The organism is Nonomuraea rhizosphaerae (assembly GCF_019396405.1).
Taxonomy (GTDB): domain Bacteria; phylum Actinomycetota; class Actinomycetes; order Streptosporangiales; family Streptosporangiaceae; genus Nonomuraea; species Nonomuraea rhizosphaerae.
Genome location: NZ_JAHKRL010000347.1, coordinates 1 through 13,999 on the forward strand (window position 1 = coordinate 1; position 13,999 = coordinate 13,999).

At 69.1% G+C, this 13,999-nt stretch carries 15 protein-coding genes; all 15 read right to left on the reverse strand.

Annotated elements, in window-relative coordinates; translation table 11 throughout:
* On the reverse strand, positions 1 to 742 hold a 742-nt coding region (gene atpG / locus KME77_RS17420; protein WP_219468547.1), incomplete at its 3' end, for an ATP synthase F1 subunit gamma.
* A 3-nt stretch (positions 743 to 745) separates the two neighbouring features.
* A complete protein-coding gene (gene atpA / locus KME77_RS17425; protein WP_219468549.1) occupies positions 746 to 2,395 on the reverse strand; it encodes a F0F1 ATP synthase subunit alpha in 1,650 nt (549 codons plus the stop codon).
* Between the two features lie 23 nt (positions 2,396 to 2,418).
* A complete protein-coding gene (locus tag KME77_RS17430) occupies positions 2,419 to 3,228 on the reverse strand; it encodes a F0F1 ATP synthase subunit delta (RefSeq protein WP_219468552.1) in 810 nt (269 codons plus the stop codon).
* Entirely contained in the window at positions 3,228 to 3,779 is a 552-nt protein-coding gene (locus KME77_RS17435) for a F0F1 ATP synthase subunit B (protein WP_219468555.1), read from the reverse strand. Before KME77_RS17435 ends, KME77_RS17430 begins: the two co-directional genes overlap by 1 nt.
* A 34-nt stretch (positions 3,780 to 3,813) precedes the next feature.
* Complete coding sequence (atpE, locus tag KME77_RS17440) at positions 3,814 to 4,044, reverse strand: ATP synthase F0 subunit C (protein WP_219468558.1); 231 nt, start codon at positions 4,042 to 4,044, stop codon at positions 3,814 to 3,816.
* A 73-nt stretch (positions 4,045 to 4,117) separates the two neighbouring features.
* On the reverse strand, positions 4,118 to 4,909 hold the full coding sequence (gene atpB / locus KME77_RS17445; protein ID WP_219468560.1) for a F0F1 ATP synthase subunit A: 792 nt from the start codon (positions 4,907 to 4,909) through the stop codon (positions 4,118 to 4,120).
* Between the two features lie 70 nt (positions 4,910 to 4,979).
* Positions 4,980 to 5,195, reverse strand: coding sequence for an AtpZ/AtpI family protein (locus KME77_RS17450; RefSeq protein WP_219468562.1), 216 nt, complete (start codon positions 5,193 to 5,195; stop codon positions 4,980 to 4,982).
* 65 nt (positions 5,196 to 5,260) lie between these two features.
* Complete coding sequence (locus tag KME77_RS17455; protein ID WP_219468563.1) at positions 5,261 to 5,683, reverse strand: Cg1360 family ATP-synthase-associated protein; 423 nt, start codon at positions 5,681 to 5,683, stop codon at positions 5,261 to 5,263.
* A gap of 131 nt (positions 5,684 to 5,814) precedes the next feature.
* Entirely contained in the window at positions 5,815 to 7,080 is a 1,266-nt protein-coding gene (locus KME77_RS17460; RefSeq protein WP_219468566.1) for a glycosyltransferase family 4 protein, read from the reverse strand.
* Between the two features lie 70 nt (positions 7,081 to 7,150).
* Complete coding sequence (gene glyA, locus KME77_RS17465; protein WP_219468568.1) at positions 7,151 to 8,440, reverse strand: serine hydroxymethyltransferase; 1,290 nt, start codon at positions 8,438 to 8,440, stop codon at positions 7,151 to 7,153.
* A 106-nt stretch (positions 8,441 to 8,546) separates the two neighbouring features.
* Positions 8,547 to 8,924, reverse strand: coding sequence for a hypothetical protein (locus KME77_RS17470; protein WP_219468571.1), 378 nt, complete (start codon positions 8,922 to 8,924; stop codon positions 8,547 to 8,549).
* Positions 8,924 to 11,143, reverse strand: a complete 2,220-nt coding sequence (locus KME77_RS17475; RefSeq protein WP_219468574.1) for a hypothetical protein — start codon at positions 11,141 to 11,143, stop codon at positions 8,924 to 8,926. The genes KME77_RS17470 and KME77_RS17475 overlap by 1 nt, the downstream gene beginning before the upstream one ends.
* A gap of 142 nt (positions 11,144 to 11,285) precedes the next feature.
* Positions 11,286 to 11,933 carry an L-threonylcarbamoyladenylate synthase gene (locus KME77_RS17480; protein ID WP_219468577.1) on the reverse strand — a complete coding sequence of 216 codons (648 nt, stop codon included), beginning with the start codon at positions 11,931 to 11,933 and terminating at the stop codon, positions 11,286 to 11,288.
* 84 nt (positions 11,934 to 12,017) lie between these two features.
* Positions 12,018 to 12,872, reverse strand: coding sequence for a peptide chain release factor N(5)-glutamine methyltransferase (gene prmC / locus KME77_RS17485; RefSeq protein WP_219468580.1), 855 nt, complete (start codon positions 12,870 to 12,872; stop codon positions 12,018 to 12,020).
* Positions 12,869 to 13,921: a peptide chain release factor 1 gene (gene prfA, locus KME77_RS17490; RefSeq protein ID WP_219468583.1), complete on the reverse strand. Its 1,053-nt coding sequence runs from the start codon at positions 13,919 to 13,921 to the stop codon at positions 12,869 to 12,871. The genes prmC and prfA overlap by 4 nt, the downstream gene beginning before the upstream one ends.
* Positions 13,922 to 13,999 lie beyond the last annotated feature (78 nt).

Genomic DNA, 13,999 nt, shown 5'->3' on the forward strand with positions numbered 1-13,999 from the left:
GCGCGGCCTCCTCGGCCGCGGCGGACTCCAGCAGCGCGGTGAAGATGCGGGACTCCACGTAACGCGGCAGCAGCGACTCCAGCACGTCACCGGCGGTCGGCTCGAACTCGAAGTACGGCGGGATCGCGTCGCTCTCGCTCGCCTCGGTCTCCTCGACCTCCAGCGGCAGAATGCGCTTGACCACGACGTTCTGGGTGAGCATCGAGACGAACTCGGTCGAGACGATGTGGATCTCGTCGATCCCGTTCTCGTCCTTGAACGACTCGATGAGCGTCGAGGCGATCTCCTTGGCGTCGGCGTAGGCGGGCTTCCTGGAGAAGCCGACCCACTGCCCGCCCATCTCCCGGTTGCGGAAGGAGTGCCAGGTGACACCCTTCCGGCCGGTGACGAACGGGATGACCTCAAGGTTGCGGCCGCGCAGCAGCCCGCGCAGGGCCTCGGCCTCGCGCAGGATGTTGGCGTTGAAGCCGCCGCAGAAGCCGCTGTCGCTGGTGACGATGAGCACGCCCGCCTTGGTGGGGTTCTCCTTCGCCACGGTCAGCGGATGGTCGACGCTGGAGGCGTTGCTGACGACGCCGGTGACGGCGCGAGTGATCTCACGCTCGTACGGCAGCGCCGCCTGCATCCGCATCTGCGCCCTCACGATCCGCGAGGAGGCGATGAGCTCCTGCGCACGCGTGATCTTGGCGGTCGACCTGACCGACTTGATCCGCCGTCGCAGTTGCCTTAGCTGGGCACCCATGGGCTACTTCTTCTCCGCCGAGCGGACGACCTTGCGGATCTTCTCCTGGCCGACCTCGTCCTCTTCCAGAGGCGCGACCGGCTCGTCGTTGATCAGCAGCTCGCCCGAGGACGTGGTGAAGCCCTTCTTGAACTCCGTGACGGCGTCCTTGAGGGTGGTCACCGTGTCGTCGGACAGGTCACGCGTCTCGCGGATGCTGTCGAAGACGCCCTTGTGGCCGCTCTGCAGGTAGTCGAGGAACTCCGCCTCGAAGCGGCGTACGTCCTCGACCGGCACCTCGTCCAGCTCGCCCGTCGTGCCGGCCCAGACCGAGACGACCTGGCGCTCGACCGCGAACGGCGAGTACTGGGGCTGCTTGAGCAGCTCGGTCAGCCGCTGGCCGCGCTCCAGCTGCGCCTTGGAGGCCGCGTCCAGGTCGGAGGCGAACGCGGCGAACGCCTCCAGGTCGCGGTACTGCGACAGCGACAGCTTCAGCGTGCCGGCGACCTTGCGCATCGCCTTGATCTGGGCCGAGCCGCCGACCCGGGAGACCGAGATACCGACGTTGATCGCCGGCCGGACACCCGCGTTGAACAGGTCGGTCTCCAGGAAGCACTGACCGTCGGTGATGGAGATGACGTTGGTCGGGATGAACGCCGACACGTCGTTGCCCTTGGTCTCGATCACCGGCAGGCCGGTCATCGAGCCGCCACCCATGTCCTCGGAGAGCTTCGCGCAGCGCTCCAGCAGCCGGGAGTGGAGGTAGAACACGTCGCCGGGGAAGGCCTCGCGGCCCGGCGGGCGGCGCAGCAGCAGGGAGACGGCCCGGTAGGCGTCGGCCTGCTTGGTGAGGTCGTCGAAGACGATGAGCACGTGCTTGCCCTGGTACATCCAGTGCTGCCCGATGGCGGAACCGGTGTACGGGGCCAGGTACTTGAAGCCCGCGGGGTCGGAGGCGGGAGCGGCCACGATGGTGGTGAACTCCAGCGCACCGGCCTCTTCGAGGCGGGCCTTGACCTGCGCGATCGTCGAGCCCTTCTGGCCGATCGCGACGTAGACGCAGCGCACCTGCTGGTCCGGGTCACCGGTGGCCCAGGCCTCGCGCTGGTTGAGGATCGTGTCCACGGCGATCGCGGTCTTGCCGGTGCCGCGGTCGCCGATGATCAGCTGACGCTGGCCGCGGCCGATCGGCGTCATGGCGTCGATCGCCTTGATGCCGGTCTGCAGGGCCTGCTTCACGGGCTGCCGCTGGACGACCGACGGCGCCTGGACCTCAAGGGGACGCAGCCCCTCGGAGTCGATGGCGCCCTTGCCGTCGAGCGGGTTGCCGAGCGGGTCCACCACGCGGCCGAGGAAGCCGTCGCCGATCGGCACGGACAGGACCTCGCCCGTCCTGCGGACCGTCTGGCCCTCCTCGATGCCGCTGAACTCGCCCAGGATGACGACACCGATCTCACGGGTGTCGAGGTTCAGGGCCAGACCGCGCGTACCGTTCTCGAACTCCAGCAGTTCGTTCGCCATCGCCGAGGGAAGGCCGGAGACATGGGCGATGCCGTCGCCACAGTCGACGACGGTCCCGATCTCCTCGCGCGCGGCGCCTTCCGGTTCGTACGCCTGGACGAAGCGCTCAAGCGCGTCCCGGATCTCGTCCGGCCGGATCGTAAGCTCCGCCATCTCTACTCTGTCTCCCTATTCGCCTAGCCGGCCAACCGGCGGCGGACTTCTTCGATTCGTCCCACAATGGTGGTGTCGATGATCTCGTCGCCGATGCGTACCGAGAAGCCACCGAGCACTCGCGGGTCCACTTCGACATTGACGTGCACGTCGCGCCCGTAGGAGGTGCGCAGCCACGCCGTCAGGCGCCGCTTCTGCTCCTCGCTCAGCTCGACGGCACTGCGCACCACCGCGACCAGGCGCTGGCGCTGTTGTGCCACCAGCCGCGCGTACTCCTCGAGGCCTACCTCCAGGCTACGTCCGCGGGGGTGTGCCACCAACTGCGTGATGAGCCGCAGCGTGGTGGGTGCGACCCGGCTGCCGAGCAGGTCGCGCAGCAGCTGCCGCTTGCCCTCCTCGGGAGCGGCCGCGTCGGTGAGCGCGCGGCGCAGCTCGGAGCTGCCGGCGACGATGCGGCCGAAGCGGAAGAGCTCGTCCTCCACCTCGTCCAGCTTGCGGTTCGCCTCGGCCTCGGCGGCCGCGGCGACGACGCCGAGCTGTTCGAGCGCGTCGGCCAGGTCGCCGCTGCGCGACCACTTGGCCTCGACCGCGGCCTCGGCCGTGGCGAGCGCCGCCTCGACGACCTTGCCGTCGAGCAGCCCCCGGACGACCTGGGCCTTCTGAGCAGCGGGACGGGACGGGTCCGACAGGGCCCGGCGCAGTCCGTGCTCACGGTCCAGCAGGTCGGCGATCGCGAAGAGATCCTCGGCCAGCCGGCCGAGGTCCGCCGAGCCCGCCACAGCGTTGAAGCGCTCTTCCACCGCGGCGAGGGAGTTCCTGCTGAGACCGCGCATCAGCGCACCGCCTGCGCGTTGGAGCTCTCCAGCTCGTCGAGGAAGCGGTCGACGACCCGGCGCTGCCTGGCCTCGTCCTCCAGCGACTCACCGACGATGCGGCCGGCCAGGTCGGTCGACAGGCGGCCGATCTCGGCGCGGAGCTGGGTGAACGCCGCCTGGCGGTCGGCCTCGATCTGGGCGTGCGCCGCGTCGACGAGACGGCGGGCCTCGGCCTGCGCCTCCTCGCGGAGCTCCGCCCGGATCTGCGCGGCCTGCTCACGAGCCTCCTCGCGCAGCCGGCCCGCTTCCTGCCTCGCCTCGGCGAGCTGTTCGCGGTACTGCTTCTGCAGGTTCTGCGCCTCGGCCTGAGCCTCTTCTGCTCTCTTTATGCCGCCTTCGATAGCGTCTGTCCGCTCGGCCAGCGTCTTCTGGATACGCGGGACGAGCAGCCTGCCGACAACGAAGAGGACGACGAAGAACGAGAAGATACCGACGACGAGCTCGAACGTGTGCGGAATGAGAGGGTTGCTCCCCTCCTCCGCGGCGAGGAGCGTAGCTGCCTTCATCATGGGTGCAGCCTTTCGTCAGGGATCGCCGGGTTCACTAGATGTTCTGGAAGATGAACGGCGCGACCAGACCGAGCAGGGCGAGGGCCTCGGTGAGGACGAAGCCGAGGAGCATGTTCTGGCGGATCAGGCCGTACGCCTCCGGCTGGCGGGCGATGGCCTGCACGCCCTGGCCGAAGATGATGCCGACGCCGATGCCGGGGCCGATGGCGGCGAGACCGTAACCGATCGCGGTGACGTTGCCGGAGACCTCAGCGAGAATGCTCATTGCGGTTATTCCTTTACTGGACGGCCGGTGAAGCGGTCTCTCCACCGGTCATGGATATTCAGATCTGTGGTTCTCAGTGCTCTGCGTGCAGGGAGCCGCCGATGTACATCGCGGCCAGCATGGCGAACAGGAAGGCCTGCAGGAACTGGATGAACAGCTCGAAGCCGGTGAAGATGATGGTCATGATCACGCCGACCACGCCGACGCCGGCGCCCAGCGGGGTCAGCTTCTCGAACAGGAACCAGAAGCCGACCATGCTGAAGAACGCGAGCAGCATGTGCCCGGCGAACATGTTGGCGAAGAGCCGGACGGCGTGCGTGAACGGCGCGATGATCAGGTTGGACAGGAACTCGATCGGGGCCAGCAGCAGGTAGATGCCCTTGGGCAGCCCCGGCGGGAACATCATGTTCTTGAAGTAGCCGACCGCGCCCTGGTGCTTGATGCCCAGGTAGACCTTGAGGACGTAGATCGAGCCGGCCAGCACGGCCGGGAAGGCGATGTGCGAGGCCACCGGGAACTGCACGACCGGGATGACGCCCATGATGTTCCACAGCAGGACCATGAAGAACAGCGTGACCAGCAGGCCCATCCACCGGTCGGCGTCCTTGCCCAGGAAGGGCCGGGCGACCTGGTCGCGGACGAACATGTAGCCGTACTCGGCGACGTTCTGCACGCCCCTGGGGACGATCTTGGGGCTGCCGAAGGCGGCCCAGCAGAACCAGATGACGACGACCGAGCTCAGGAGCGCGAGAAGAACCGGCTTGGTGAACCAGTCGACCCCGTTAATGATGGGGGAGAAAGTGAACAGTTCGTCTGGCGACGGCGCCTTGAACTGGTCTTCGGCGGGGGCCGTCAGCGTTATCACGCGGCGTTCCCTTCAACGTCGGAGTGGATCACAAGGGTTTCTTTCGCGAAGTGGTGGTCGTGCTGTGCGGCTAGCGACCGTATTTGCGGTAGACCAGGTACACGGACAGCACGATCCCCAGGACGACGCCTATGGGGAAGAACGCGGACGTGTCGAGCCAACGGTCCAGCAACCAGCCAGCACCGCCGTAGATCGCCATCCCGGCGAGCAGATAGCTGGGGATCGACCATGCGGCGTTGGCGAAGTCCTGACCGTCGTCTTCCGGTCGGCGTTCCTGTTCGCTCATCGCGCGCCCGACGATAGCAGGCATGCGGAGGACTAGTCATATCGGACCCCATCCCTTTGCCGGCCTCATGCGTCACCGTGTCCGGGAACTTTGGCCTCGGGGTCGACGTACAGCATCTTGGTCTTGATGAAGGCGCGCACCTCGAAGGCCGTCCAGACGAGCGTGCACACCACGACGGACCAGGCGAAAGCTTTCGCGTTCCAGGCCGTGGTGTCACCGAAGCTGGCCAGCATCACCATGATGGCGACGACCTTGACGAGGTAGCTGACCATCGCGGCGATGGCCATGATCTGCGGGGAGACACGCGCTGCATACGAGACGGCTACCACGCTGACACTGAAGAAAACACCGACGAGCAGGACGCCGATGCCGGCGCCGAGCGCCCCTTTCGCTCCTGACAGGAGCAGGGCCACGACCACGGCGACCACCCCGACCGCGAGGGTGGGGATCGCGGCGCTCTTGAGTACGCGCACGTCATTGGCCTGCATCGGTGCTCCAGTGAACGAGTTATCAAGCGAGCGTTTGCTACCCCCAAAACTTACGCTTTGGGGGCCCCTGCTCGTGAAAGATATCACAAGCTCACGAAGGACCGCTTTTACCTGCCCTTTCTAGTTCGCGATCATGAACTGCTCGGGAAGGCGGGTATGACCGGATTACCCTCGGCGTTCGCCCGCTCGCCCGGCGTCTCCGGCGGCACGACCCGCCGCCCCAGCTCGCTCTCCGGCCGGATCGGCGGCATCGGCCCGGTGGGCGGGCCGTCGTCGTCGGACCCGCCCCGGCGCCAGCGGGGCGCGACCATCAGCAGCACCAGCACGCCGAGCGCGAGCGTGATCACGATGGGGAACAGCAGGAAGGGCACGCCGAACGTGGACATCGCCACGATGCCGAACGCGAACAGCAGCGTCCACGCGTACATGATCAGCACGGTGCGGCGGTGCGAGTGGCCGATGTCGAGCAGGCGGTGGTGCAGGTGGCCGCGGTCGGGCGCGAACGGCGACAGCCCGCGGGAGGTGCGGCGCACGACGGCGGTTATCAGGTCGATGAGCGGCAGCACCATGACGGCGGCCGGCACGAGCAGCGGCAGCAGCACGCCGAAGCGGTTCATCCCCTCGATGCCCTCGATGACCGTCGGGTCGAGCGGGGTGACGGTGACGATCGAGGAGGCGAGCACCAGGCCGATCAGCATGGCGCCCGTGTCGCCCATGAAGATCTTCGCCGGGTGGAAGTTGTGCGGCAGGAAGCCCAGGCAGGTGCCGATGAGGATGGCGGCGATGGCGGCCGTCGTCGCGATGCGGTCGCCGCTGATGTTCTGCTTGAGCAGGATCGAGTAGGCCCAGGTGGCCATGCCCGCGATGCAGACGATCCCGGCGGCCAGGCCGTCGAGGCCGTCCACGAAGTTGACCGCGTTGATCGCCACCACCACGACCAGGATCGTGATGATGGTGCTCAGGGTGAAGTCGAGGCTGGTGGAGCCGCCCCAGTCCTTCGGCAGCGGGATGTAGGTCAGGCGCAGGTCGAAGAAGACCAGGACGCCCGCGGCGGCGATCTGCCCGGCCAGCTTGATGAAGGCGTCCATGCCCCACCAGTCGTCCAGGAACCCCGTCATCGTGATGAGGCCGCCCGCGATGATCAGCGCCAGCACCGGACGGCCGTCGGCGTCGCTCAGCACCTTGCCGGTGTTGGTCAGCTCGCTGGCCACCAGCAGGCCCGCGACCAGCCCGCCGTACATGGCCAGGCCGCCCAGCCTGGGCGTCGGAGTGGTGTGCACGTCACGGTCACGCACCTCGGGCACGGCGCCGATGCGGATGGCGAAGCGGCGCACCAGCGGGACGAGCAGATACGTCACCGCTGCCGCAATGAGCGCCATGAACAGGTATTCGCGCACGGACCTAGTTTCCTGGATGCTCCGACCGGCTGTGACCGGAAAACGACACACACCAGCTTAATGTTGGCTCTTAATATTTGCTGTCATACGCCGGGAAAGCCGCCGGGTCGTAGGCCTGGAACGTTGTCAGCAGGGCCGACACCCGCTCCCTGACCTCGGGCGCGGCGCCGGGATCGCGTACGGCCCGCACCACCAGGGTCCCCACTTCCTTCAGTTCCTGGGGCCCCATCCCCTGGGTCGTGACGCACGGCGTGCCCACCCTCATCCCCGACGTCACGGCGGCGGGCTCCGGGTCGTACGGAATCACGTTCCGGTTCAGCGTGATGCCGGCCGCGGCGCACCGCCGCTCCGCCTCCGCGCCCGACACGCCCAGCTCGCGCAGGTCGATCAGCATCAGGTGCGTCTCGGTCCCTCCCGACACCGGGCGCATCCCCTCGGCCGCCAGCGTGTCGCACAGGGCCCGCGCGTTGGCGACCACCCGCCTGGTGTACTCGCCGAACTCCGGCCGCCGCGCCTCGCCGAAGGCCACCGCCTTGGCCGCCACCACGTTCATCAGCGGTCCGGCCTGCACGAACGGGTACACCGCCCGGTCGATCCTGGCCGCCAGCTCCGCCGTGCACAGGATCCCGCCGCCGCGCGGGCCGCGCAACGCCTTGTGCGTGGTGAACGTGACCACGTCCGCGTACGGCACCGCCGACGGGATCGCCCCGCCCGCCATCAGCCCGATCGTGTGCGCCACGTCGGCCAGCAACCATGCCCCCACCTCATCCGATATCCCGCGGAACACCGCGAAGTCGATCAACCTCGGGTACGCGGTCGCGCCGCAGACGATCACCTTCGGCTGGTGCCTGAGCGCCAGGTCCCGCACCTCGTCGTAGTCGATCTGTTCACTGCCCCGCCGCACGCCGTACGAGACGACGTCGAACCACTTTCCCGAGAAGTTCACCCTGGAGCCATGGGTCAGGTGCCCGCCGTGGGACAGCTCCATGGCCAGCATCGTGTCGCCGGGCTGCAGCAGCGCGGCGTACGCGGCCAGGTTCGCCGAGGCGCCCGAATGCGGCTGGACGTTGGCGTGCTCGGCCCCGAACAGGCGGCGGGCCCTGTCGATCGCCATCCGCTCCGCGCGGTCCACCACCTCGCAGCCGCCGTAGTAGCGCCGGCCCGGGTAGCCCTCGGCGTACTTGTTGGTGAGGGTGCTGCCCAGGGCGGCCATGACGGCGGGGGAGGTCAGGTTCTCGCTGGCGATCAGCTGGAGGCCGTCGCGGACGCGCGACAGCTCGTCGAGCAGCACCTGCGCTATGTCGGGGTCCTGCCGCTGGAGTTGGCCGAAGTCGGGGCCGTAGTAGGGCTGTGCACCCATTTCCCTAATGTACGACCGTTTGTCCGTTTTTCCCATCCATCACGCGGTCACGAGTGGTGTCTTCGAGGCTTTTGCCGCTTTCGGCGCTTTCGGCGCTTCGGGAGCCCTAGGAGAACGCGTGGGGCGCGCCGATCGAGCTCGGGATCCACCTCGGCGTGTCGGCCGCCTCCTCGCTGATCGACGTCAGCACCGCCTGGCGGTACAGGGCCAGGCGGTTGCGCCACTCGCCGATGTCCTCGACGTAGCGGTTCCCCACGGGCGCGTCCCACGTCTGCGGCGACCTGGCGAGCTGGTAGGCCTTGTCAAGTGCCGTCGAGAGGCCCTCAAGCATGGGCAGGGCGGTCTGCCAGGCGGTGACCAGCCTCTGATACTCGGGGTTGAACTCCCAGGCCCGTGGCTGGGCCTCCAGCGGGTTGCCGTTCGTGTCGGACGGCGGCTGCTCGTCGGGGCGGCGGGGCTGCGGGGCGGGCGGGTCCACGTACATCACACGCTCCTGTCCTGGGTGCCCGGCTCGATCGTGCCGGGCGGCCCGTCGGGCCGGATGTCTCTGGGCGTCCACTCGCCCTTGCCGTACTCGCCCGGCGGCACCTCGACGCTCGGCATGTCGAGCGGCTGGACGTCGCGGGCGCTGTCGACCAGGGTCCTGAGCGCGTCGGGGTGCAGGGGTCTGGCGTCGACCGAGACGACGTCGCTGCCGTCGGCGGCCCAGGCGCTGACGTCACCCTGACCGGCCAGGTAGACGATGGAGTCGGCGCCGGGGCTGGTGGAGCCGGGGACGCTCGACGGGGGCAGGTCACCCGTCGAGGGCGTCCCGGTGCCCGGCACTTTCTGACCGGTGTCGGGCACCTGCTTGCCCGTGTCGGGGACCTGCTGGCCGGTGTCCGGATTGCGCTGGCCGGTGTCAGGGACCTGCTGGCCGGTGTCCGGATTGCGCTGGCCGGTGTCGGGGACCTGCTGGCCCGTGTCCGGGACCTGCTGGCCCGTGCTCGGGGGCTGCTGGCCGCCCGGCTCGGTGGGCGGCACCGCGAAGGGCTGGCCGACCGTGGGCGTCGACGCGCCCGCGCGGGTCGTGGAGTCCCCCACCTGCTGCGGCGGCGGGTTGCCCGGCGTGGCCTCCGCCCGGTCGCCCGTCGAGGGCGTGCCGGTGTCGGGAAGCTGCTGCTGGGGCGGGACCGTCTTGTCGCCGGTCGAGGGCGTGCCACGGTCCGTCGCCTTGCAGTCGCCGTCGTCACCGGTCCCGGCCAGGGACGTGTCGGCGATTCCCGACGCGTCCCCCGTCGCGGGCGTGTCCCGCGTGACGGGCGTGTCGCCGTTCACCACCGGTGTGTCCCGTGTGATCGGCGTGTCGCCGTACGCGGCCGGGGTGTCGCCGTTGGAGGCTGGGGTGTCGCCGTTGGAGGCCGCCACCGCGCCGGGATCGATCGTCCCCTGACGTCCGTCGGGGCTGATGTGCTGGGGCGCCCAGTCCCCCTTGCCGTACTCGCCGGCCGGTACGTTCACGCCCGGCATGTCGTGGGGCTGGATGTCGCGCGCGTTGTCCACGATGGTGGGGAGGGCGTCCGGGTTCAGCGGCTTGGCGTCGGCCGACACCACGTCGCTGCCGTCGTTGGCCCAGGCGTTGACGTCGGCGCCGTTCGTGGTGGCGCCGTTCGTGGCTCCGGTGTCGGGCGTGGGCATGTCGATGGGCTGGACCTTGTCGAGGTCCCTGAGCATGTCGCGCAGAGCCTCGGCCGTGGGCGGCTCGATGGGCACCTGGATCACCTTGACGCCGTTGACGTCGATGACCCGCGGCTTGGTGGGGTCGGTGTCGGCGGGCTGGTTGTTGACGGGGGTGTCGGAGACTCCGCTGTCGGGGGTGGCGCCGTGATCCCGCCTGCTGCCGAGGTCGTCGTCCTTGGGGTCGTCGCCGACGTTGGTGCCGGTGTCGGTGCCCGTGTCCTTACCCGTGTCGGTGTCGGTGCCCGTGTCGGTGCCGGTGTCGGGCAGGTTCACCTCGGCGTCCGAGCGGTCGTCACCGATCTTGGTGCCGTCGCTCCTGGAGTCGTCGCACTGCTTGGCGTCCGGTTTGTCGTCGGTCTTCGCGTCGGGCTTGTCGTCCGTCTTGGCGTCCGGCTTGTCCTCAGTTTTCGCGTCCGGTTTGTCGTCCGTCTTGGCGTCCGGCTTGTCCTCGGTCTTCGCATCGGGCTTGTCATCGCCCGTTTTCGCGTCCGGCTTGTCCTCGCGAGTCTTGGCGTCGGGCTTGTCGTCGCCGGTCTTGGCGTCCGGCTTGTCCTCGCCCGTCCTGGGCTCGTCGGCCCGCGGATTCTCGTAGTGCGACCGCCGGTCCCCCCGCTCCTCCTTGGGCTCGTCGCCCTTGGGGAGGTGGTCCTTCTTCGGCTCGTCCTTCTTCGGGTCGTCCGTCTTGGGCTTGTCGTCCTTGGCGCCGTCGCTCACCGCAGGCGTGGCGTCCTTGCCCTGGTCGCGCACCCGCGGCTCGTCGGCCCTCTTCTCCAGCAGTTCGAGCCGGCGGTTCACGTCGCGGACCATCACGTCGGCGGCGTCGGCCACCTGCACGGGACGGTGCGTGGTCTTGGTGGCGAGCCCGGCCCGGCTCATGACCTGCGTGACACGCCCCTCCACCGATCGCATCTGCTCGGTGGCCCGCTTCACCTCGGCCAGCAGATCACGAACCAGCTTGGGATCCATGCCGTCGAACTTGCCCATGGGTCACTCCCGGACGTCTCGCCGCTCCGGGTTTCACCGTAAAGGGCCTGGCAGCACCACCGCAGCCGGGATAAGCAGACGGTATATGTCAGCGGCCCGATCAGCCGGACAGCCTCGGACGAACCCTCCGAAAACGCGGCGGTCAGTCGTCGGTGGCGACGTAACCGATGATCCCGCGCAGCTTCTCCACCGGGATCGCGCCCCGCCTGAGCAGCCGGGGCACCGCCGTAGTGAGGTCGAGAATCGTGGACGGCACGTTGTCCGCGCACTTGCCGCCGTCGAGGTAGACAGCCACGGCGTCGCCGAGCTGCTCCTCCGCCTCCGCGGCCGTGACCGCCGCGGCGGCGCCCGAGCGGTTGGCGCTGGAGACCGCCATCGGGCCCGTGTCCTTCAGCAGGTCGAGCGCCACCGGGTGGAGCGGCATGCGCAGCGCCACCGTCCCCTTGGTCTCGCCCAGGTCCCACGACAGCGCCCGGTTGGCCTTGCAGACCATGGTGAGCGGGCCGGGCCAGAAGGCGTCGATGAGGTCCTGACCGTACGGCCCCATGTCGTCGACCAGCGCGTTCGCCGCCCGTACGGTGCCGACGAGCACGGGCGGCGGCATGTCGCGCCCGCGTCCTTTCGCGTCGAGCAGGGCGGTGACGGCGACGGGCGTGAAGGCGTCGGCGCCGATCCCGTACACGGTGTCGGTCGGCAGCACCACCAGCTCGCCGCGGCGTACGGCGGCGGCGGCCTCCGTCAGGCCCTCGGCCCGCTGCTCCGGGTCCGTGCAGTCAAAGCGTCTTCCCACGGCGTGCATCCTAATCATGCGTTGTCTCGGTGGCCGATCCCGGTCGGTGATCCCAGTCGCTGATCCGGTCGGTGATCCTGGCCGCTAGTCCTGGCCGAGCCGGGCGGTGACGAAGCGGTCCCGGCGCGTCAGATCCTGCCGCAACCGTACGTCCCGCCAGCCCTTGTCCTCGGGGAACGTCAGGTAGACGGACCTGCCCTGCTCGTCGGCGTGCTCGACGGCCACCCAGCCGCCGGGCCGCAGCAGGCGGCGCGCCGTGCGTTCGACCGCGCGCACCTCACCGAGCCCGTCGTCGCCGCTGCCGTACAGGGCGCGTGAGGGATCGTAGTCGCGCACCTCCGGGTCGCGCGGGATGGCGCCGGGCGGGATGTACGGGGGGTTGGAGATGACCAGGTCGACCTTGCCGTTGAGCTCGGGCAGCGCCTCGGCCAGGTCGTCGGGGTGCAGGTGGGTGCGGCCCTGGCCGTGCTCGGTGATGTTGCGCTTGGCCCAGCCGTACGCGCCGGGATCGACCTCCACGGCGTGGACCTCGGCCAGCGCGATCTCCTGGGCGATCGACAGCGCGATCGCCCCCGAACCGGTGCCGAGGTCGACGACCAGCGGCGCGGCGACGTCCATCTCGCGCAGCGTCTCGATGGCCCAGCCCGCCACGACCTCGGTCTCGGGACGCGGCACGAACACGCCGGGCCCCACCGCCAGCTCCAGGTAACGGAAGTAGGCGTGCCCGGTGATGTGCTGCAGCGGCTCGCGGGCCTCGCGTCTGGCGACGCCCTCCCAGAAGAGGGCGTCGAAGTCGGCGTCCTTGACCGTGTGCAACTCGCTCCTGCGCACGCCGTGGACGAAAGCCGCGATCTCTTCCGCGTCCGTGCGAGGCGACGGCACACCTGCCTCGGCCAGCCTGGCGGTGGCGAGGGCGATTTCGTCCAGCAGAAATGTCATGAGTGTTGTGCGAGCTTCTCCGCCATTTCGGCGTCGATGAGTGCCTGGGTGACGGCGGTGAGCTCGCCGTCGAGGACCTGGTCGAGGTTATACGCCTTGAAGCCGACGCGGTGGTCGGAGATACGGTTTTCCGGGAAGTTGTACGTGCGCACGCGCTCGGAGCGGTCGACCGTGCGCACCTGCGACTTGCGCTCGGCCTGCGCGGCGGCGTCGGCCTGCTCCTGGGCGATGGCCAGCAGCCGGGCGCGCAGGATGCGAAGGGCCGACTCCTTGTTCTGGAGCTGGCTCTTCTCGTTCTGGCAGGAGACCACGGTGCCCGTGGGCAGGTGGGTGATGCGCACCGCGGAGTCGGTGGTGTTGACGCTCTGGCCGCCGGGGCCGCTGGAGCGGTAGACGTCGATGCGCAGGTCGTTGGCGTCGATCTGGACGTCGACCTCCTCCGCCTCCGGGTAGACGAGCACGCCGGCGGCGCTGGTGTGGATGCGGCCCTGCGACTCGGTGACGGGCACCCGCTGCACGCGATGCACCCCGCCCTCGAACTTGAGCCTGGACCACACGCCCTCGTCGCCCTTGGCCTTGATCGCGACTGTGACGTCCTTGTAGCCGCCGAGGTCGGAGGGCTGGGTGTCGATGATCTCGGTCTTCCAGCCCAGCCGCTCGGCGTAGCGCAGGTACATCCTGAGCAGGTCGCCGGCGAACAGCGCGGACTCCTCACCGCCCTCGCCCGCCTTGATCTCCATGATGATGTCCTTGTCATCGTTGGGATCACGCGGGATGAGCAGGTGTTTGAGCCGCTCCTCCAACTGGGGGATGCGCGCCTCGATCTCGGCGGCCTCGGCCGCGAAGCCCTCGTCCTCGCCGGCCAGCTCCTTGGCCGCGGTCAGGTCTTCGCGCGCGGCGTCGAGCTCGCGGTAGGTGCCCACGATCGGGGTCAGCTGCGAATAGCGCCTGCCGAGCGTACGGGCCTTGTTCTGGTCGGCGTGCACGGCGGGGTCGGCGAGCTGCAGCTCCAGCTCGGAATACTCCTTGAGCAACTCGTCGAGGTTCACCGTGGGTCCTTCTTCCGGGTTCGGTCTGCTCATTCACCACGAACGCCGACCCGGACGCACCTGCTGGCGCGCCGGGTC